A 20,330-nucleotide genomic window follows, 5' to 3' on the forward strand; every position below is an offset into this window, starting at 1 on the left:
ATCGAGTTGTTGCAGCAGATCGGTGCCGAATAAATTGGTCTGATGACCTGTACTGGAAGTAATCAACATTTTTCACCCTTTCGACCGGAAAACAGGGGCATATTTTAGCATTTCCGGTCAAAAAGATGGGCTTAAAAGTAGATATTAATTAAATATTTCAATTGGATAGAGGGTTTTTCAGGAGTGACTATCTAGCGTAATATTGCCAGCGTCAACTATCCGTCCACGCCCGGCCAGGACGCATTATGCAGGGGCTTTTTTCAATTGCTTGTTATGTATTCAGTCAGCAAATACTTCCTGATAAAGTTTTTCAAGAAATCTTTCTGTTTTTGTAATACAAAAATCAACATACTCCCTTTCTATCGATAGGTTTCTTTCGTTTTTAAGAGATAAGCTGGTGGTTTGCGCCACAATATTGTTTATCTTTTTTATCTGTGAATCACTTTTAAGAGACTTTATATCGCCTTCACAATGAACAATACAGTTACGAATCTTATTTAGATCCTGCAAATGACACCACTCACCATTTAGAACTTGAAAATCTACTTTAGCCAATTTCTCCAGGTAACTCTTTGCTCTTTCTATGCCCTCTCCCTTGAGGTCATCTAGCGTTATAGGATAACTATTTTTTTTGTTTAAATGCTTACATAAATCGTTTAATGAATTTTCTACAAAAGAATAAATGGAAACCAAAGTAGATTTTCTGTACATGCCAATATATATTTCTTCAATCATATAGTGTTCATCGGAAAAGTATCTTTGTATTTCCATTACTTCCTCATCAGAAATTCCTTCAGCTGCCTTGATGCAGTATTCATGTAAATCATTTTTATCAGAATTAAATTTTGACTCGATTTCACAAGTAAATCGTCGAAACTCTTCAAGCCTGCCTGTAGTATGGAGCTTAATCATTTCTGTAAGGAGATTTGCAGATGAAATTGGAGTTGGAGCAAAATTTTTCTTGTTCATTTAAAGTAATGCCTTTTTATCAAAAAAAACGGTCTAAAAGAGTCTGACCCGAATGGACTCCAGAAGGCGAAGCTCTAGCTTCGCGAGACGGGAAGCTAGAGCTTCCAATACCGAATTCCCAAGCTTGGAGCTTGGGAACTAGCAAAAAAATACCAGATAAAGGTTTGGATTAAGTAATCAGCCATTCGTCGTTCATTGAATACCCATACCCTATTTCAAGTCCATTTTGTAAACTCCTAAGTAAATTAGGGTTGTTCGTTTTTACTTTGCCGAAATACTTGTTAAGCTTATTAAGCATTATTTTCTCGTCACAATTTCTGGGGTCATTACCCAGAAAAAAATTTTCGAGTATTTTTTCAACTTCTAGGTTATTTTCTTCAGTAGACATTTTTATATTTCCTTAGTGTAATTGGCCCTCCGATTTAGGGTTCTGAAAAATCATATCTGATTGATGGTATTAAGTAAATTGTACTTTGTAAATTCCATATCAATTTGTAATTATTGAAATAGAACACAAGCTTAAAAAGCTAGGTAGTTGGAAATTATTTACTTTCTTTTTTAAATGACCATACCCAACCTGAAAGAGCTTCAAGGCGTTCTATCCGATCTTGACTAAGGAGGTTCTTGGATTTGTTCTGGCGTTGGATACGAACCCAAGTTCCAAGATTGAGTTCATCAGAGGCAATATGTGTAGCTGGAACCCTTGCATCACCGTTTAGCTTCACATAGGACTGAAGTTGTTCAAATGCTTCTTCCCATTTTTCCGTAATCAAATCCCAAGACCATCCAGAGAGAGCTTCAAAACGTTCTATCCGATCTTGACTAAGGAGGTTCTTGGATTTGTTTTGGCGCTGGGTAGTAACCCACCTCCCAAGTTTGAGGCCATCCAGGGTGACATAAAGAGCAGGAACCCTTGCATCACCGTTTAGCTTCACATAGAACTGAAGTTGTTCGAATGCTTCTTCCCATTTTTCCGTAAGGAGAACCCAAGACCATCCAGAGAGAGCTTCAAAACGTTCTATCCGATCTTGGGTAAGGAGGTTCTTGGATTTGTTTTGGCGCTGGGTAGTAATCCACGTTCCAAGATTAAAACCATCAGGAGTAACATAAGTGACGGAAACCCTTGCATTGCCATACAGTTTTACATAGGACTGAAGCTGTTCGAACCCTTCCTCCCATTGTTCAAGTCTATCCCAAGACCATCCAGAGAGAGCTTCAAAACGTTCTATCCGATCTTGGCTAAGGAGGTTCTTGGATTTGTTTTGGCGCTGGGTAGTAATCCACGTTCCAAGATTGAAACCATCAGGAGTTACATAATTGGCTGAAATTCTTGCATTACCATGCAGTTTTACATAGGACTGAAGCTGTTCGAATGCTTCTTCCCATTGTTCCGTAACCGGATCCCAAGACCATTCAGCAAGTGCTTCAAGACGCTCTACATAATCTTGGCTAAGGAGATTTTTGGATTTGTTATAACGCTGGGTTCGAACCCTTCTTCCCATTGTTCCGCATAGGGATTCCAAGCCCACCCAGAGAGAGCTTCAAGGCGTTCTATTCGATCTTGGCTAAGAAGGTTTTTCGATTTGTTTTTACGTTGAGTGGCTGTCCACGATCCAAGTTTGAGGCCATCCGAGGTGACATAAAGACCGGGAATCTTTGCATCACCGTTTAGCTTCACATAGGACTGAAGCTGTTCAAATGCTTCTTCCCATTTTTCTGTAAGGAGATCCCAAGACCATCCGTAGATGGCTTCAAAACGTTCTATCCGATCTAAGCTAGTAAGATTCTTGGATTTGTTTTGGCGCTGGGTAGTAATCCACGATCCAAGATTGAAACCATCAGGAGTTACATAATTGGCTGAAATTCTTGCATTGCCATGCAGTTTCACATAGGACTGAAGCTGTTCGAATGCTTCTTCCCATTGTTCCGTAATCGGATCCCAAGACCATCCAGCAAGTGCCTCAAGACGTTCTACACGATCCTGACTAAGGAGTTTTTTGGATTTGCTTTGGCGCTGGGTAGAAACCCACGTCCCAAGACTGAAGCCATCTGCGGTGATATGCCTTTGCGGAATCTTTATATTGCCGTGGTTTTGTGCATAATTCTCCATCAACCCATACCAGAAATTCCATGGAACAGTACTCTGCTCAACCAAATAGGTACGCAGCGAATCACCAAAATCCCTGTCTACAGAGGCTGGTAGATCAATGGTGATTTTTGATAGATCTAGTTGATTGACCTTCGACCCTGGCTTTCTGCCTAGCTCGGTACGTAGCGTATCCAGTTGCTGCGATAAGACTTCATCATGTGATTTGAATGCATTCAGTACCTCCCAGACAGGTTTAAAGTTACTGGCTTCAATTGAGGCTACTGCGTTGTCGCCCTGTTCAATAAACACCGGTATAACAATGGTTCCAAACTTTTTGTCATCACTTAAGCGAATGGCACGACCCACTGCCTGAACAATGTCCACCTGACTGTTTTTTGGATCAATGAAGGCAACACCATCTAATGAGGGAACATCCACCCCTTCGGACAGGCACCGGGCATTGGAGAGCAGTCCTCTTTGGTTGTCATCCAAGCCTTTCAGGTAATCCAGTTTCTGCCGTCTTCTATCCGTTGGCATTGCTCCAGACACAAAGTCAGTCCACAGCTCACCGCTGGGGCGATGCTCTTCGTCGATCCATTCGAGCACCTGATGTACGTCATTTTTGAATGATTCCGCCCGACTGACACGGCTGTGGAAACTGATGACCCGTTTGAGATCGTAATCCTTGATGGCCTTGAGCAGACCAATCTGGGCGGCCAAGGATTCTGCATCGTTTTCAATACCGGAGTCGGTTTTAATGAATTCTCTATTTTTAATTCATTCGGCAATCATCGGACTATCTACGCCAATAATCACGATCCGGTAATCGGTAAGCAGCTCAAGCCTAATAGCTTCACCAAAAGGTAGCGAATACAGCACCTTACCGAACACGGCTTCATCATCCATGCAAGCCACTTCAATGCCGCGATCTTCGGCGGTTTTCTTTACCGAGGCGGTATAGGTACGTGGCGTAGCGGTTGCGAATAGGCGTTTGGTGGCGATGATGCGGTTGTTGTCCAATACGGTGGAGAATGCACTGGTGACTTTGCCGGTGCAACGGTGGGCTTCATCGGCGACCACCAGATCAAATCCCAGAGTGGAGTCACCGGCTTGCGCATCGGCTACTATTGGCGAGGATTGGTAGGTGGAGAAGATGACCTTCGCTCCATCCCCTTTTATGAATCGCCTGATTTCCTCTACATCTGAAGTGACAGGAAAAGCCAAGTCGGAAACCGAATGAATGGCTTCATCCTCGCCTCGTTTTCCAACGGTTTCGTCTGAGCATACACAAAGCACATCGAATGGCTGAGTTGCGGCAAATGTCCATTCCCTGAGGGTTTGTGACAACAGGCTTAATGATGGCAACAGTACCAATGTCCGTTTGGACGCAAGTTCTTCTTTGATCCAAAGCGTGGTGAACGTTTTGCCTGTTCCACACGCCATGATCAGTTGACCACGTTCGGCATTTTGAAAATTATCAGCTACCGTGGCGATTGCCTCAAGCTGGTGTGGGCGCGGCTTGGGAGGTTCTTTGCGCTTACCGCTATGGAGGTCTTTGTAACGTGATGGGTATTCAAGCTCTGAATGTTCGAAGTCTGAGAGCAGGAATCTGACTACCGTTTTTTCCTGGCTTCGCAGACCTGTATTGCATTCTTGCCGATCCGGTCAGTGGTGGCTATCAGCAGGCGCTTGTCGATGCCCATGCGGTTAGACTCGCTGAGAAACTTGTCTACATCGTGTTTGGTAATGTCATGCTTATGTGAGTAACACTTAGCCTGTACCGCCCACGTTTCGCCATTCTTATGCTGGAAAACAAGGTCGACACCGCAATCGATACCCCAGCGCTTGGGGTATTCTTCCCATAGCCAGATTTGATCAACCTGAGTTGACCATTCGGGATCATTTTTGAGGAACCATTTAGTAAATCGTTCAAATTGCTTGCCCCGCTTTAAAGGGTCATCGTCCAAGCTTTGGTAGAGTTCGAGAAAAGTAGCCACTGATTAGAGTTTATTGGTTTTATTATCGGTTGATGATAAACCATCCTTTGGGTTGTTCGCTGGAAATATTGGAAACGGTACCGTGTGGAGGTTTCTCAGAACAGACGAAGTGGCGCTATATGTGCGCTGATCTAATCGCAACTACAAACTTATAAAATTTCACGTTCGACATCAAACGTCCGTTCAGAAATGATGGTGCGATAGACGGGACAACCCAGACGCCGTGCCAAGCTTACTACTTTAGCCTTGAGTTCGGAGCCCGTATTGACCCCAACAATTAGCTCGCCGATGGCATCATGCGGAACCTTGCTTAGATAACAGTCTGGTATGGTGGGGTGTAAATTTTCAGATTTCAATCTCCCAATTGCGCGCTCTTCTTTTTCATAAGACCAATCGATTGACTTTGTGTAGAGAACCTCCTCATCGATAGACTGACTGGATTTAGTTGACAATGAAGCACGCTCTGAAGAGTAACTCACTGGACGAAGCAAGCTCTCATTCTGGAGTGACATGAACACTGGCGCTGTGCGCAGGAACCCCACACAGAACCCGGCATGTGACGCTGCATAGTGTGACCACATCAAAACGCTATTCCAACGACTGGATACCGAGAAGATGCCAATGTCTAAATTGAACCGCTCCCCTATATTCTTCTGTAGGTAGTTGTGAACCACAACTGGATTACCTTCGATGCCCTCGATGATCTGTCGTTTCTCCGCTAACAATAAATTTTCTTCATGACTCCCGAGGTCTGATTTAAATACATCAATTGCCTGACGGTGAGTGATAACAGGTAGGCATTCAAATGGATCGTTCAGCGCCGCAGGCTGCGTGTATCGTAACAACTCATCATCAAGGTATGTAACCCGATCTGGCGGCAAGTATTTGTAGACATGGTTCATATAGGTCGCCCGTGTGCAGCAGGGTGCACTCTGCATCCCTTCAGTTGTTTAATGGTTCCGCACAGTGTGCCCTAACATAATAAGATAGGCAAAATTTGTACATTCTCACGCTCCGCGTTGAAATGCACCTTTAATATCGATATGACAACAAAGACTGCTGGTGAATTTTTAATGCTCTTTTCTGACAAAACGAGCAAATTTTCCACGCTTTTTACAACGTACTACCTTCCATTTCGTGAGCAGCACCATGAATGACTGCACTATCTGCTATAAGCCAGCTAAATGTTAATGTGTGCAAATAATTGTTTGCGGTGTTCAACTTGAAAGGTCGCGGGTGTGCAATTGCTATGCAATTGGGTGTGCAAGTGCAATACAATTTTGCATTGGAGAAAGCCACTCATGATTCGATGGCCTGTAAATACCTCTGCGCCAACGAAAACCCAGATCACGACACTATTAACAGCTTTCGTAAGCGCTTTGGTAAAGAGATAGAAGGCCTGTTTGTCGAGATATTGGTGCTTGCACAAACCTTGGGTCTGCTTAAGCTGGGCACAGTGAGCCTGGACGGCACCAAAATTAAAGCCAATGCCAGCAAACATAAAGCCTTGAGCTGGGATTACGCCAATCAACTGGAAGCTCAATTTAAGCAGGAAGTTGAAACCTTGATGAAGCTGGCGGAAGCTGCCGATAACACGCCGCTTCCCGAAGACATGGATGTGCCCAAGGAACTTAAGCGCCGCCAAGACCGATTAGTGGTAATTGCCAAAGCTAAGCAGGAAATCCAGGCCCGTGCCAAGGTGCGCTACGCGCAAGAAAAAGCCGAGTATGACGAAAAGCTGGCCAAGCGTGAACAACACCTCAGTGAAACCGGCAAGAAAATGGGCGGCAAAGCCCCCCAAGCGCCTACCGATGCGCCCCAAGCCAAAGATCAAGTCAGCTTAACCGATGAAGAGTCCCGCATCATGCCGACCCCTAATGGTTTTGAACAAGCCTATAACGCCCAAGCCAGCGTTGATATTGCCACCCACCTGATCGTTGGTCATCACGTTACTCAGCACACCAACGACAAACAAGAAATCGAACCGGCGTTAGCCAAACTGGGGCAGCTCCCGGAATGCCTGGGAACCGTTGAAAACCTGTTAGCCGACACGGGTTACTTCAGCCAAGACAATGTAAATGCTTGTGCTGATGCAAAGATAAAGCCGTACATTGCTCAAAAGCGGCAAAGCCATAATCAGTCGCTTGAAGCCCGACATCAGCACAAGCCGGAAATAGACGAGACCACCTTGCTGCCACTGGAAGCCATGACTCATCGATTAGCCACTAAAACGGGCAAAGCACTTTACAGCAAGCGTAAATCTACCGTCGAAACCGTGTTCGGCATCATTAAACACGTTCAGGGATTCAGGCAATTCCATCTTCGAGGTCTGGGATCCGTCCAAAGTGAATGGAATTTAGTCTGTATCGGCTGGAATTTGAAAAGAATGCATGTATTAAGAGGGTAATAGCGAGAAAAGTAGCCTCGGTCGGTTCGTAAAACAGAACCGGGAACATGAAAAATTGTAACAAACAACTTTTTTGAGTTTTAAACTTGATTAGGCGAGTTGGTTGGCTCTATTAATCCGACAAACTCCTAGTGGATAACATCGGCTTAATGACCGATAGAGCTAGTGGAGTCTTAAATCTGCTTTTCTGGCATTTTCAGCACCCTGATGTTATTGGGCGTCCTTCTGATGCCGTTTTCTGTATGGCTATTGATTCAGTAATACAAGAGATTGACGACATAAAATCCACCGTCAGCGCCTATTGCGACGCCGACATAGCCAAAGGACAGGTGTAATTATGAGCATAGTAGATAGAGCTGAAAACCAATTTAATATTAATTTCGATCCTGTTTTTACTAAGGCACAAGTCTTTAAAGCCGAAGGGGAATATAACACCACATGGGGCGAAAATCGCCGTATTACGATGATGGTGCTAACCCAAAGTGGGCAAAATCTTGTTGATAACCTGACATCAATGTTAGCCGAGGATGAGACGGCAGATGCATACTTTTCCATGATAGAGCAGATAGGTGAATATGAGCAGCATCTCAAAAACAGTATTGAATTGACTCTGGCAGCAACAGCGCGGCTTCTACTGGTGGCGCAGCATGTCGCAGATAATGAAGCCGAACCAACCGAGCTGGCATAAGCAATTTTGACCAATCAAGGCCGGTAGCTTTCGGGTTACCGGCTTTTTATTGTGGCGGACTGTACTTATTTGTCATTGTTTATAATACAATACCTCTAAGTAATTCATTAAGTAGGGGCATGAATCCTATGGCAATCAAAAGCAGTACATTTGGTCGAGTCGAGTTAAGCGGCAAAGATGCGGCGCGGTTTGTCCAGCACATGAACGAAGATAAAGCTAACCCTTTGGCGTTGGCGGCGTTGGCGCGTGGACGTGAAATCAGCGAGAAAATCAAAAAGGGCGAAGCGTTTAAACTGAAACGTAATGCTTGATTCAGATTATTACATTCGCAAACTCGAGGCATCCGATACCGTCCAAAACTTCAAGATTGGCAATCAATCATTCTTGCCGCTAAAAACCTTCCTGCAAAAACAAGCCAAACAATTTCAGCAATCCAGTATCGCGCAAACCTATGTTGCAGTGACCGGCGATAAAACCATTATCGGTTTCGTGACGTTGACCTGTAGTGAGATAGACTTACAAAACGGCTATGACTTGGCCGACTGTAGCCATGCAAACAATTACGAGTTTTTACCCGCTGTCAAAATTGCACGGTTGGCGGTCGATAACCGGTACAGAAACAGCGGTATTGGTTCGACGCTGGTTGATTATGCCGTTGCGTTGATACAAGACCGGGTAGCCGAAAATGTTGGCTGTCGTTTTGTTGTGACCGATGCCAAAAGTGAAGCTGTCAGCTTTTACGAAAAACAAGGGTTTGTTTTACTGGATTCCGAAGGCAATCAGTCAACTGAACATCATTTGATGTTTTTGGATTTAGTGGGTTTGGTTTAGCGCTATTGCCACTTGGGTATATTGCCGGGTAACACCGGCTTTTTTGTGCCTAAATTGTTGGCAATCGTTGCGGTTTATTATGGCTTTTTATTTTCAACTGCAACGCGAGTGCAACGTGGAGAATTTTAGGCATAAAAAAAGCACTTGGTTTTAACCTAAGCGCTTGATTTGTATGGTGGCGATAGGTGGAATTGAACCACCGACCCCGGGGTTATGAATCCCGTGCTCTAACCAGCTGAGCTATATCGCCATTTGGGCGGGCCTTTTGAAGAGCGGGAATTATAAATACCCGCTCTTCCTTTGTCAAACGTTGAATCGGAAATGCACGACGTCGCCGTCTTTGACGATGTAATCTTTGCCCTCAAGCCGCCATTTTCCGGCGTCTTTGGCGCCCTGTTCGCCTTTATAGTCGATGAAATCCTGATAGGCGATGACTTCGGCGCGGATAAAGCCTTTTTCAAAATCGCTGTGAATCACTCCGGCCGCCTGGGGGGCGGTTGCGCCGACCGGAATGGTCCATGCCCTGACTTCTTTTACGCCCGCAGTGAAATAGGTGGCGAGATTCAGCAGTTTGTATCCGGCTCTTACGACACGGTTCAAACCGGGCTCTTCCAGCCCCAAATCATCAAGAAATTCTTTCTTTTCGTCTTCATCCAGTTGGGCTATTTCGGCTTCTATCGCGGCGCAGATAGGCACTACCATCGCGCCTTCCTTGTCGGCCAAGGCCTGCACTTTATCCAATAACGGGTTGTTTTCAAAGCCGTCATCCTGAACATTGGCGATGTACATGGCGGGTTTGAGCGTCATCAGACACAGGTCTTTAAACAGGGCTTTTTCATCGTCGGTTAACGGCAATGTTCGCGCGGGTTCTCCTGCGTCCAGGTGCTTGAAGACTTTTTCCAACACGTCTTTTTTTGCCTGTTCGTCTTTGTTGCCGGTTCTGGCGGCTTTGCTGGCGCGCAACAGGGCTTTTTCAACGGAAGCCATGTCGGCCAGGGCCAATTCGGTATTAATGACTTCGATGTCGGAGAGGGGATCGATTTTTCCGGCGACATGGATCACGTTGTCATCCTGAAAGCAGCGCACAACATGGGCTATCGCATCGGTTTCACGAATATTGGCTAAAAACTGGTTGCCCAAGCCTTCGCCTTTTGACGCGCCCGCAACTAGACCGGCGATGTCGACAAACTCAATCGTTGTCGGCAGCACACGCTCGGGTTTTACAATTTCCGCAAGCTTATCCATCCGGGTGTCGGGTACCGGAACCACGCCTACATTGGGGTCGATTGTACAGAAAGGGTAGTTTTCGGCCGCGATTTTCGCACGGGTTAATGCATTAAATAAGGTCGATTTCCCGACATTGGGTAAACCGACGATTCCACAATACAGCGCCATAGGGTTCTCTGAGGTATTAGATAAGAAGTGAGTGCGGCAAGATGATCAAGCCGAAACAAAGCGGGGATTATACAAGCTATGGCTTTAATCTAAAAAACTAAAACAAATGACGGGGTGGGAGCTTGTGCTGGAGTTCATCGCAGCCGTCAGGTTTTTTCTTCGCGTTCGTTGCGCTGCTCGTGGCAAATCATCAAACAAATGGCTACACTAGAGCATATTGCTTACACGCCAAGATAAAAACTACATGCTGAAAAAGACGTCGCTTTACAATCTTCATCTTGAGTTGGGCGCCAAAATGGCGCCGTTTGCCGGTTACCTTATGCCTATGCAATACGGTAAAGGCACGCTGCACGAACACCTGCACTGCCGCAGCCATGCCGGTTTTTTCGATATTTCTCACATGGGACAGTGCCTGATTCTGGGCGACGAGGCGGTTCATGAAATTGGCCAACTGATAGTCAGCGACATTGCCGGGCTTAAAGCCGGAGAGCAGAAATATACGGTATTAACCAACAGCGATGGCGGGATTATCGATGATATCGTCATTACCCGTATCGATTCGGGCTTGATGATTATTGTAAATGCCGCTAGTAAAGACAAAGTCTTTAAGTATTTTTACAGCCATTTATCCGGCCGGTGTTGTTTTAACGAATTGACAGGGCAGTCTTTATTTGCCTTGCAAGGACCTGCCGCCGCAGCAGTCATGAAAAAATTTTCCGCACAAGTCGCTGAACTTTCCTTTATGCAGGCCTGCGGCGCCTACATCGACGGCATAAAATGCAACGTCAGCCGTAACGGCTATACCGGCGAGGACGGTTTTGAGATTCTGGTAGGCAATCATTATGCCGAACAGGTTGCCCGCCTGCTGCTGGACGAAGACGAGGTTGAGCCTATAGGCTTGGCCGCCAGAAACACCTTGCGCCTGGAAGCCGGGCTATGCCTTTACGGTCACGAAATCGATGAATCGATTACGCCGGTAGAGGCGGGTCTCCACTGGCTGCTTAAAAAAAACCATGACCAATTTCCCGGGGCCGACAAGATTCTGGCTCAATTGCAATACGGCGCGGAAAAAATCCGCGTGGGTTTGCTGGTCGATAGCAAAATACCGGTGCGGGAAGGCAGTATCATTTGTAACAGCGAAGGTATCGGTGTAGGTTATGTGACCAGCGGCAGTTTTTCTCCCAGCTTGGGCTATCCGGTTGCTATGGCGCTGCTTGATCCGTATACCGTTGACTTGGGCAATCCGTTATATGCTCAAGTGCGTGATCATCGGATTGAAGTTGCCGTGACCCCGCTGCCTTTTGTCCCTCATCGCTATTACAGAAAGAATGGGGATGTTCCAGCATAGCCGGTTCCGCAATGGAACCTGGATAACGGCGACCGACATGGCGGCCGGGGAAAGGCTTTATATTGGGGCTTGAAGCGGTGTGAGAAGCCGTCATTCATGCCGGGTTGCACATGCTCACCCGCTAACAGATTTTTTTCGTGCTTTTCGTGTCTTTCGTGGACAATGCTGTTTCCCAAACTGCTGAGTAGGTAAAAATCATGACCCCATTTCGTCCCAGCCTGGCCCAATTGGAAATGCGCGGTAATTTCATCAACCGCCACATCGGTCCCAATTCGCAGCAAATCCAAGAGATGCTGGCGGAGCTGGGCTTAAATGATCTGGAAGACATTATCGATCAGGCCATTCCGGCCGATATTCTGAACCATGAGCCGTTAAAGTTGACCGAAACGGTCAGCGAGCGCGCGGTGATCAAGCATCTGCGCAAAATGCGCGAACGCAATAATGTGTTCACTTCGATGATAGGCATGGGCTATTACGACACCGTCATGCCGGCGGTGATTAAGCGCAATGTGCTGGAAAATCCCGCCTGGTATACGGCATATACGCCTTATCAGTCCGAAGTCAGCCAGGGGCGGCTGGAAGCATTGCTTAACTTTCAACAAGTCGTTATCGACTTGACCGGCATGGCGCTTGCCAACGCCTCGCTGCTCGATGAAGCCACGGCGGCGGCGGAAGCCATGTCCATGTCGCGGCGCTTGTCCAAGAGCCGGGCCAACAGTATCTTCGTGGACCGGGACTGCCACCCGCAGACCATCGCGGTGATCAAGACCCGCGCCCGTTCCCTCGGGTATGAAGTTATCGTCGCCGATCCTTACCGGGAGCTGGAGCAACATGATTTTTTTGCGCTGCTGCTGCAATATCCCGGCTGCACCGGCGAAATAAGAGATTTAACGGAAGTCACCGCGATAGCCCAGGCCAAGTCGGCGCTGGTTACGGTCGCGGCGGATTTGCTGGCGCTGGTGCTGCTTAAACCGCCCGCCGAATTCGGCGTCGATATCGTCGTCGGCAATTCCCAGCGCTTTGGCGTGCCGATGGGGTATGGCGGGCCGCATGCCGCGTATTTTGCGACCAAGGACGAGTACAAGCGCTCGGTTCCCGGACGCATTATCGGCGTGTCCAAAGACAGTCACGGACAGATTGCGTTGCGCATGGCGCTGCAAACCCGCGAGCAACATATCCGCCGGGACAAGGCCACCAGCAATATCTGCACCTCCCAGGTGCTGCTTGCCGTAATAGCCGGATTTTACGCGATTTATCACGGTGCAAAAGGCTTGCGCCTGATTGCCGGCCGGGTGCATCGCTATACGCAGATCCTGGCGGCGGGCATCACCCAACTGGGCCATCAGGTGCTGAGCGAATGTTATTTCGATACCCTGGTTATCAGCGCCCCGAACCGGGCGAAACGCATCGCCGCCCAAGCCACGGAAGCCAATATCAACCTGCGTGTTATCGACGCGGATCATATCGGCATATCGCTGGACGAAACCACCACGCGGGAAAACTTAAGGGATGTCTGGCAGGTGTTTGCATCGGCCACGGCCGATCTCCCGGACATCAATGTGTTGGATGCCGCATTGGGCGAGTGCATCCCTGAAGCCTTATTGCGGAACGATCAAATCCTGCAACATCCGGTTTTCGACCGTTATCATTCCGAAACCGAAATGATGCGTTATATGCGCCGTCTGGCCAGGCGCGATATAGCGCTGGACCGCTCGATGATACCTCTGGGTTCATGCACGATGAAGCTGAACGCCGCGACCGAAATGCAGACCATTTCCTATTATGAATTTAACGCATTGCACCCGTTCGCGCCGCAGTACCAAACCCACGGCTACCAACAAATGTTTGCCGAGCTGGAAGATATGCTGTGCGACCTGACCGGTTTCGATGCTTTTTCGCTGCAACCCAATGCCGGTTCCCAGGGCGAATACACCGGCTTGTTAGTCATCCGCAAATATCATGAGGTCAGGGGCCAGGCGCAGCGCAACATCTGCCTGATACCCGCGTCCGCGCACGGCACCAATCCGGCCAGCGCGACGATGGCGGGGCTTAAGGTCGTGGTCGTCGCCTGCGACGAAAACGGCAACGTCAGTCTGGATGATTTGCGCGCGAAAACCGCCGAATATCGCGACACCCTGGCCGCGTTAATGATTACCTATCCGTCCACGCACGGCGTGTTCGAGCAGGCGTTCCGGGAAATCTGCGACCTGATCCACCGGCACGGCGGACAGGTTTACCTGGATGGCGCCAACTTCAATGCGTTGGTGGGTTTGAGTCGTCCCGGCAAAATCGGCGCCGACGTCGCCCATCTTAATCTGCATAAAACTTTCTGCATTCCGCATGGCGGCGGCGGTCCCGGCGTCGGTCCGATAGGCGTAGGGGCGCACCTGGCCCCTTTCCTGCCCGACCATCCGGTCGTCGAGGGCGTTAATCCTGCGAAGGGTGAGCACGGCACTATCGGCGCCGTGTCTGCCGCGCCTTGGGGTTCGGCCAGCATCTACACTATTTCCTGGGCCTATATCGCAATGATGGGCGCAGCCGGCTTGAAACGCGCAACCTTGACCGCGATCCTGAACGCCAACTACATCGCCAAACGGTTGGCGCCGTATTACCCGGTTTTATATACCGGCAAAAACGGCTGGGTCGCGCATGAATGTATTATCGATTGCCATGCGTTTAAAAAGACCTGCAACGTCACCGTGGAGGACATCGCCAAGCGATTGATCGATTACGGTTTTCATGCGCCAACGGTGTCGTTTCCGGTCGCCGACACCTTGATGATAGAACCGACGGAAAGCGAGGATAAGGCGGAGATCGACAGATTCTGCGCGGCACTGATCGCTATCCGCGAGGAAATCAGGGCCATAGAAACCGGCGAAGCCGATGCGGAAAACAACCTGCTGCATCATGCGCCGCATACCCACCGCTTGTTATTGGAAGAATGGAATCTGCCTTACTCCAAGCAACAAGCCTTTTTTCCAAATAACGATCAGCATGACGATAAATATTGGCCGCCGGTCGGGCGTATCGATAATGTTTACGGCGACAGGCATGTGTTTTGCAGCTGTCCGCCGCCGGTGGTGGATGATGAATAACTGATGTTATGTAAACTAAAAAATTCACCACGAAGACACGAAGAGCTCGAAGTTTTTTACTCTATTTTCCTTCGCGTTCTTCGTGTTTCGACAACGGCTCCATGCGTTGCTCCACCTCCTGCATCCATGCAAGTCGTTCGTGGTGAATAATTTATCTCCCGATTACACCCGCAAGGGGGTAACTTTTCCTGTCATCCGGTAATTCCGGTAATCTTCGACAACCTGGGCATGGTCGAATGCCAGCACGACCGGAAGAGTGTCGAAGGTAAAAATACCGAAATTTTTGGCATCGTCGGCGGCCCGCGGCATTCCGGCCGCTTCGGCAATATAGACGGCGGTGACCGTATGGTTGCGGGAATCGCGTGCGGGATTGGAGTAGAGGCCGAGCAAAGCCGTCAGGGTAATATCCAAACAGATTTCTTCCTTGGCTTCGCGAATCGCGGCATGTTCTACGGTTTCGCCGACATCGACAAAGCCGCCCGGTATGGCCCAGCCGTAAGGCGGATAGGCGCGTTCGATCAGCACAAAGGGCCGCTCGGGTTGGTCGGTCAGCTCGATTAAAATATCGGCCGCCAATAAAGGGGTGACGGGTTTTGGCATGTTATCTCCTGAAAGCCGTGGGTGAGTGGTTGAAATTTCTGGCGGAGCTGAATGTGGAGCTATCTTGCGGGCTTTTCGCACCGATTCGCGCGGCGGGTCGTTTACTTCTGAACCAGTATCCAGGGTTTCACTACAACAGCCCATACATCGGCATCTTCCTCAAGCCAGGCAATGGCCTGTTGATCGGAGACCGGGGCAAGCTGATTGTTTTGCATCCATGATGCGACTTGGTCTTTATTGTCGATCGAAAACTGGTAGGCCACCTCGACCAAATCCAGGGCCGGAGCGACAAATACCGCCGAGCCGCTTGCAAAAAAGCGTTGCAATTCCTTCCAGGCGATTTGTGAGGTTTCCAGATTGACTTTTTCTCTGGCAAGATCGCAAGCGTTTGATTCGTACATGATTTTCTCTTTATTGTCGGTCGGTAATGCGTTATTTACACATTTGAATGGTGTCGTTATCAGCTCAGCTGTTATTCTATAGCCTGCGATTATAAATTACTAAGTCAAGAGAGATAAATCATGTCGTTTTTTGAGTCAATAACAAAGAAATCCAAGTTGAAAGCCGCTATCAAGCAAACGATGGACGCACGCAGCAGCGAAGGCGGTACGGCCGACCAATTATTCAAAAAAGTCTATCAGGACTATGCCGAGGTTGTCGCTAACGAGCCGTTGATTGCCGAAGCCTTATATAATTGGGGGCTTGCGTTGCTGCATCAGGCGAGAACCAAATCGCGCGAGCAGGCGGCCAGTCTTTATCAGGATGCTATCGCCAAATTCTCTTTTTGCCTGACTATTGAGCCCGCCTATCTTGGCGCGGCATTGGATGGCGGTGTGGCTTATATGGAATTGGCCCGCGTTAAAGCGGTTGAACCCAATGACAGTCTATACGAAAGAGCCAAAAACTATTTTGAAAAGGCCAATGCGATTCAGGCCGGTTCGGCTTCTTATAATGTGGCTTGTATTTATGGTTTGCGGGGCGAAAAAGAGGCTTGCCTGAATGCGCTGGAAATTTCTAAAAACAAGGGTTATTTACCGGTTGTCGCCGATATTCTTGCCGACCCGGACCTTAATCGCGTTAAAGACCAGGATTGGTTTGCCGATTTTATAGAGTCGTTAAATAAAAAACCCGAGCCTGCTGCCGAAATTAGCGAGGCGGTTGCCGAAAGCGCCGCTGAATCTGGCGCCACAGATGAGCCTAAAAAGGCCGAAATAGAGCAGGGTTCTGTGGAAAATGCCGCTGTTGTTGCCGAACCCGAGGCCGTTATTGAGCATAAAGCCCAAGCCGATGAAGACGCGGCTGAACCGGATGCCGTAGCGGAAGGCGTTAAATAGTGGTATGACGGCAGGAAGAGAAATAGCGATGTTTTGCTTTAAATACGCGGTGGTTGCCGGGTTGATGGCGGGATTCGTTCAACCGGTTTTCGCGGCTGATGACGGCCTAAGTCAGACCTTTTCAAACTGCATGGATCAAGCCGGTGGCGGTACCCAATCAATGGTCGAGTGTATCGGCGCTGAAACGGAGCGGCAGGACCTCAGGTTGAATAACGCTTACAGGGATATTATGGCCGGACTTTCTGCTGAACGTAAGAAGCAGTTGCAGGAAGCCCAACGGTTATGGATTAAATACAGAAAGGCTAACTGCGACTTTTATTATGATCCCGAAGGGGGAACGATAGCCAGGGTCAATGCCAATGACTGTTTCATGTCCGCTACTGCGGCGCGGGCTAAGGAGTTGGAGGCTTTAAAACCCCAAGATTGAGTTATCGGTCAACCGGAAAACATGCCGCTAATAAGGCTTGCATTTTGGACAAGCCTAATTTTCGGGTTAACTCAATATTGTGTTGCGGGATGCTTTCCGGGTCGGGGTGGCTGGCTACGGCCTGAGCTATGCTGGTTTCCCGCAGCAGATGCAGCATGGGATAAGGTGAGCGGTTGGTGTAATTTGCCGCATCGTCCGCTTCCGCGCCTTGAAAACAGTAATCGGGATGGAAGCTCGCCAGCTGGTAGACGCCTTCATAGCCCTGTTCAGCCAACAGGGACTCGGCGATTTCAAGGAAATCCAGGTAGTCGTCAAATTCTGCAAAGGCATCGGCATAAATCAGTAGCGTGGTTTCAATGCCGGGTTCCGCATCCAGTCTATCGCATTCAAGCATCAGGTGTAGCAGGCATGGCTCTATTTTCGTATCGTGATTGACGCTGAAATAAACACTGCCTCGTTCCAGTTCGCGCTGTGCGAACGGGCAGATGCCGTATTCAATGATGACGGATTTTAACCAGGCTTGTGTCGCGGTTATAACGTTTTGGTCTGGAGGGGTTTTATCGGTCATGGTCGGTTGCCGGTTAAAACAAAAAAGCCCCGTTGTATGGGGGCTTTTGAAGGGCGCAAGTCTATATTATTTTATTTATGACTGGTGCCGGCTACGATTCTTTTCTCTCTTTCTTCGCTGGCTTTTTCGATCTTTGAAAAAACCCGGAGTATGTCGGTGGACGATAAAATGCCGAGCAGCTTGTTGTCTTTATCGACGACAGGTAATGCACCGATTTTATTGTCGGCCATTTTTGCCGCCGCTTCCGATGCGTAAGTTTCAGGGGTAACGGTTATCACGCCGCGGTGCATGATATGTTGTACTTTTTTCGGTACTACATGCAGTTCTGTCGCGCCTGTGCCGGTTGCCGCTTCAATTGCGTTAGAGTTGCTTTTAGGTCCGAGTGCTTTGTATAGGTCCCGGTCCGATACAATGCCGATAACTTTGCCTTTTTCAACGACGGGTAAGTGGCGGATTCTTTCGTAATGAATTAAGAAAAAGACACGATCAATCAAATCGTGTTGCTCGACTGTAAATACTTTTGAAGTCATTAAATCTTCAACACGCATTATTATTCTCCATGATTGTAAAAAACTGAGTAAGAATAGGGAAATAAACGTATTTTTACAAGAGATAAAATTTGATGTGTTATAAAATAATCGGTCACGGTTTTGTTTGGTTTTTGCAGGTCTGAGTATGTTGAATCGATCTGCACGAGTGTTATTTAGAGTCTAAATCTGTCTTAGCGACACACACAATGGAGTTAGTTATGCGCGTCATCCTGTTAGGAAGCCCCGGTTCCGGCAAAGGAACTCAAGCTCAATTTATTACTGAAAAGTACGCTATTCCGCAAATTTCAACGGGTGATATGTTGCGCGCCGCAGTGCGGGAAGGAACGCCGTTGGGCATTGAAGCAAAAAAAGTGATGGATGCCGGCGGCCTGGTTTCCGATGACATTATTTTAGGATTGATTAAGGAACGCATTGCCCAAGCCGATTGCGCCAACGGCTTTTTGCTGGACGGCTTTCCCCGCACGATTGCCCAGGCTGAAGGCCTGAACGAAATGGGCGTTATCATCGATACGGTTATTGAAATCGTCGTCGAGGATGAGGAAATTGTAAAACGGATGGCGGGCAGAAGAGTGCATTTGCAATCCGGCCGCACCTATCATGTCGATTTTAATCCGCCTAAAGCTGAAGGCGTCGATGACGTTACTGGCGAGCCGTTGATTCAGCGCGATGATGATAAAGAAGAAACCGTGCGTAAACGGCTCAGTGTTTATCATGAGCAGACTAAGCCGTTGGTAGGGTTTTATTCGGCGCCGGGACAAAAGGTGAAGTTCAGTTCGATAACGGGTGTCGGCAGTGTCGATGAAATCACCAAAAAAGTTTTTGCCGTTCTGGGATGATGGTTTTTGATTCCTCTCCCAAAGGCGTTTAAATTTCAGGATTACAGGTTTTTAAAATTCATGATAAAGAAAGTTGCAGTTTTACCGGCTGATAGTTATTTCGTTGTACGGAAGGGTGGCTAAGATGACCAAGTTATATAATGTTGCGGTGGTTGGCGCGACCGGTGCGGTAGGCGAGGCCATGCTGTCTATTCTGGAAGAGCGCGACTTCCCTGTCGGCGAGGTGTATGCCCTGGCCAGCAGCAATTCAGTCGGTAAAAGAATCCCTTTTAAAGGCGGCTCTTTAGTCGTACAGGATTTGGCTACGTTTGATTTTTCAAAGGCGCAAATCGGTTTGTTTTCGCCGGGAGCATCCGTTTCGGCGGAATATGCGCCCAAGGCTGCCGCGGCCGGCTGCGTTGTTATCGATAACACTTCGCAGTTTCGCTATGACGATGATATTCCGTTGGTGGTGCCGGAGGTCAATTCTGAAAAAATCGCCGATTATAAAAATCGCGGCATCATCGCCAATCCGAATTGCTCAACTATCCAGATGCTGGTGGCGTTAAAGCCCATATACGATGCAGTCGGGATTGAGCGAATCAATGTCTGCACCTATCAGGCCGTTTCGGGTACGGGTAAGGAAGCGATAGAAGAGTTGGTTAAGCAAACGACCAGTCTGCTTAATATGCAGCCCATTATCACCAACGTCTATCCTAAACAGATCGCTTTTAATGTATTGCCGCAGATCGATGTGTTCATGGATAACGGTTATACCAAAGAAGAAATGAAAATGGTTTGGGAAACCCAAAAGATCTTGGGTGATGACAGCGTGTTGGTTAATGCGACCGCAGTACGGGTGCCGGTTTTTTACGGGCACTCCGAGGCCGTGCATATCGAGACCCGTAAAAAAATTGATGTGGCTACAGTCAGGGCTTTGCTTGGGCAAGCGCCCGGTGTGACGCTGATGGACGAGCGCAAGGATGGCGGCTATCCGACGGCTGTGACCGAGTCGTCAGGCAACGACGATGTGTTTGTAGGGCGTATCCGGGAAGACATATCGCATCCCCGAGGCATAGATTTATGGGTGGTGGGCGACAATGTTCGGAAAGGCGCCGCGCTTAACAGTGTGCAAATAGCGGAAGTGCTAGTAAAAAAATACATCTAGGCTAAGCTTGTCTACATATTTGACTGGACGCGGTAAGAGATTGTGGGA

22 protein-coding genes and 1 tRNA gene are annotated in these 20,330 nt (G+C 48.2%); 10 read left to right on the top strand and 13 right to left on the bottom strand.

Going from position 1 to position 20,330, the window contains the following annotated elements:
- Positions 1-279 precede the first annotated feature (279 nt).
- The 7 genes from V3O24_RS03580 to V3O24_RS03610 all read right to left on the bottom strand — a co-directional run bounded on the left by V3O24_RS03580 (position 280) and on the right by V3O24_RS03610 (position 5,957).
- Entirely contained in the window at positions 280-969 is a 690-nt protein-coding gene (locus V3O24_RS03580) for a hypothetical protein (protein WP_331306248.1), read from the bottom strand.
- Positions 970-1,138: 169 nt separating this feature from the next.
- Positions 1,139-1,357 (bottom strand): hypothetical protein, encoded by a 219-nt coding sequence (locus V3O24_RS03585; RefSeq protein ID WP_331306249.1) that lies wholly within the window; start codon positions 1,355-1,357, stop codon positions 1,139-1,141.
- A gap of 154 nt (positions 1,358-1,511) precedes the next feature.
- The gene (locus tag V3O24_RS03590; RefSeq protein ID WP_331306250.1) at positions 1,512-2,471 is read right to left on the bottom strand and encodes a helicase associated domain-containing protein; all 960 of its coding nucleotides are present in this window, start codon (positions 2,469-2,471) and stop codon (positions 1,512-1,514) included.
- The gene (locus tag V3O24_RS03595) at positions 2,405-3,778 is read right to left on the bottom strand and encodes a Helicase associated domain protein (protein WP_331306251.1); all 1,374 of its coding nucleotides are present in this window, start codon (positions 3,776-3,778) and stop codon (positions 2,405-2,407) included. Before V3O24_RS03595 ends, V3O24_RS03590 begins: the two co-directional genes overlap by 67 nt.
- A gap of 57 nt (positions 3,779-3,835) precedes the next feature.
- Positions 3,836-4,696, bottom strand: a complete 861-nt coding sequence (locus tag V3O24_RS03600) for a DEAD/DEAH box helicase family protein (protein WP_331306292.1) — start codon at positions 4,694-4,696, stop codon at positions 3,836-3,838.
- Positions 4,672-5,055 (bottom strand): restriction endonuclease, encoded by a 384-nt coding sequence (locus V3O24_RS03605; protein ID WP_331306252.1) that lies wholly within the window; start codon positions 5,053-5,055, stop codon positions 4,672-4,674. The genes V3O24_RS03600 and V3O24_RS03605 overlap by 25 nt, the downstream gene beginning before the upstream one ends.
- Positions 5,056-5,204: 149 nt before the next feature.
- On the bottom strand, positions 5,205-5,957 hold the full coding sequence (locus V3O24_RS03610; protein WP_331306253.1) for a DUF2971 domain-containing protein: 753 nt from the start codon (positions 5,955-5,957) through the stop codon (positions 5,205-5,207).
- 365 nt (positions 5,958-6,322) lie between these two features.
- Here V3O24_RS03610 and V3O24_RS03615 point away from each other — a divergent pair, with 365 nt between their 5' ends.
- The 4 genes from V3O24_RS03615 to V3O24_RS03630 all read left to right on the top strand — a co-directional run bounded on the left by V3O24_RS03615 (position 6,323) and on the right by V3O24_RS03630 (position 8,981).
- On the top strand, positions 6,323-7,462 hold the full coding sequence (locus V3O24_RS03615; RefSeq protein WP_331306254.1) for a transposase: 1,140 nt from the start codon (positions 6,323-6,325) through the stop codon (positions 7,460-7,462).
- A 337-nt stretch (positions 7,463-7,799) separates the two neighbouring features.
- Positions 7,800-8,150, top strand: a complete 351-nt coding sequence (locus tag V3O24_RS03620) for a hypothetical protein (protein ID WP_331306255.1) — start codon at positions 7,800-7,802, stop codon at positions 8,148-8,150.
- 128 nt (positions 8,151-8,278) lie between these two features.
- Positions 8,279-8,461, top strand: a complete 183-nt coding sequence (locus V3O24_RS03625) for a hypothetical protein (protein WP_331306256.1) — start codon at positions 8,279-8,281, stop codon at positions 8,459-8,461.
- On the top strand, positions 8,454-8,981 hold the full coding sequence (locus tag V3O24_RS03630) for a GNAT family N-acetyltransferase (RefSeq protein ID WP_331306257.1): 528 nt from the start codon (positions 8,454-8,456) through the stop codon (positions 8,979-8,981). The genes V3O24_RS03625 and V3O24_RS03630 overlap by 8 nt, the downstream gene beginning before the upstream one ends.
- 173 nt (positions 8,982-9,154) lie before the next feature.
- On the opposite strand, the gene V3O24_RS03635 is transcribed toward V3O24_RS03630, so the two are convergent.
- Both V3O24_RS03635 and ychF read right to left on the bottom strand, forming a co-directional pair.
- Positions 9,155-9,231: transfer RNA gene (locus V3O24_RS03635), tRNA-Met, on the bottom strand.
- A 53-nt stretch (positions 9,232-9,284) separates the two neighbouring features.
- Complete coding sequence (ychF, locus tag V3O24_RS03640) at positions 9,285-10,376, bottom strand: redox-regulated ATPase YchF (RefSeq protein ID WP_331306258.1); 1,092 nt, start codon at positions 10,374-10,376, stop codon at positions 9,285-9,287.
- 244 nt (positions 10,377-10,620) lie between these two features.
- Between ychF and gcvT the strand changes: the two genes are divergently transcribed.
- Positions 10,621-11,724, top strand: coding sequence for a glycine cleavage system aminomethyltransferase GcvT (gene gcvT / locus V3O24_RS03645; RefSeq protein ID WP_331306259.1), 1,104 nt, complete (start codon positions 10,621-10,623; stop codon positions 11,722-11,724).
- Between the two features lie 197 nt (positions 11,725-11,921).
- Complete coding sequence (gcvP, locus tag V3O24_RS03650; RefSeq protein WP_331306260.1) at positions 11,922-14,819, top strand: aminomethyl-transferring glycine dehydrogenase; 2,898 nt, start codon at positions 11,922-11,924, stop codon at positions 14,817-14,819.
- A 162-nt stretch (positions 14,820-14,981) separates the two neighbouring features.
- On the opposite strand, the gene V3O24_RS03655 is transcribed toward gcvP, so the two are convergent.
- Together V3O24_RS03655 and V3O24_RS03660 are read right to left on the bottom strand one after the other, a co-directional pair.
- On the bottom strand, positions 14,982-15,419 hold the full coding sequence (locus V3O24_RS03655) for an NUDIX hydrolase (RefSeq protein WP_331306261.1): 438 nt from the start codon (positions 15,417-15,419) through the stop codon (positions 14,982-14,984).
- Between the two features lie 101 nt (positions 15,420-15,520).
- Complete coding sequence (locus tag V3O24_RS03660; RefSeq protein ID WP_331306262.1) at positions 15,521-15,820, bottom strand: DUF2288 domain-containing protein; 300 nt, start codon at positions 15,818-15,820, stop codon at positions 15,521-15,523.
- 120 nt (positions 15,821-15,940) lie between these two features.
- Here V3O24_RS03660 and V3O24_RS03665 point away from each other — a divergent pair, with 120 nt between their 5' ends.
- Both V3O24_RS03665 and V3O24_RS03670 read left to right on the top strand, forming a co-directional pair.
- Positions 15,941-16,753 carry a hypothetical protein gene (locus V3O24_RS03665; RefSeq protein ID WP_331306263.1) on the top strand — a complete coding sequence of 271 codons (813 nt, stop codon included), beginning with the start codon at positions 15,941-15,943 and terminating at the stop codon, positions 16,751-16,753.
- 4 nt (positions 16,754-16,757) lie between these two features.
- On the top strand, positions 16,758-17,180 hold the full coding sequence (locus V3O24_RS03670) for a lysozyme inhibitor LprI family protein (protein WP_331306264.1): 423 nt from the start codon (positions 16,758-16,760) through the stop codon (positions 17,178-17,180).
- 1 nt (position 17,181) lies between these two features.
- Here V3O24_RS03670 and V3O24_RS03675 read toward each other — a convergent pair whose 3' ends face one another.
- Positions 17,182-17,748: a DUF1415 domain-containing protein gene (locus tag V3O24_RS03675; RefSeq protein WP_104424752.1), complete on the bottom strand. Its 567-nt coding sequence runs from the start codon at positions 17,746-17,748 to the stop codon at positions 17,182-17,184.
- A gap of 71 nt (positions 17,749-17,819) precedes the next feature.
- A complete protein-coding gene (locus tag V3O24_RS03680; RefSeq protein WP_104424751.1) occupies positions 17,820-18,296 on the bottom strand; it encodes a CBS domain-containing protein in 477 nt (158 codons plus the stop codon).
- 200 nt (positions 18,297-18,496) lie between these two features.
- Between V3O24_RS03680 and adk the strand changes: the two genes are divergently transcribed.
- Together adk and V3O24_RS03690 are read left to right on the top strand one after the other, a co-directional pair.
- Positions 18,497-19,135, top strand: coding sequence for an adenylate kinase (gene adk, locus V3O24_RS03685; protein WP_104424750.1), 639 nt, complete (start codon positions 18,497-18,499; stop codon positions 19,133-19,135).
- 124 nt (positions 19,136-19,259) lie between these two features.
- Positions 19,260-20,282, top strand: coding sequence for an aspartate-semialdehyde dehydrogenase (locus V3O24_RS03690; protein WP_331306265.1), 1,023 nt, complete (start codon positions 19,260-19,262; stop codon positions 20,280-20,282).
- Positions 20,283-20,330: the final 48 nt, after the last annotated feature.

This window comes from Methylobacter sp. Wu8 (assembly GCF_036440755.1).
In the GTDB taxonomy this organism is placed as follows: domain Bacteria; phylum Pseudomonadota; class Gammaproteobacteria; order Methylococcales; family Methylomonadaceae; genus Methylobacter_A; species Methylobacter_A tundripaludum_A.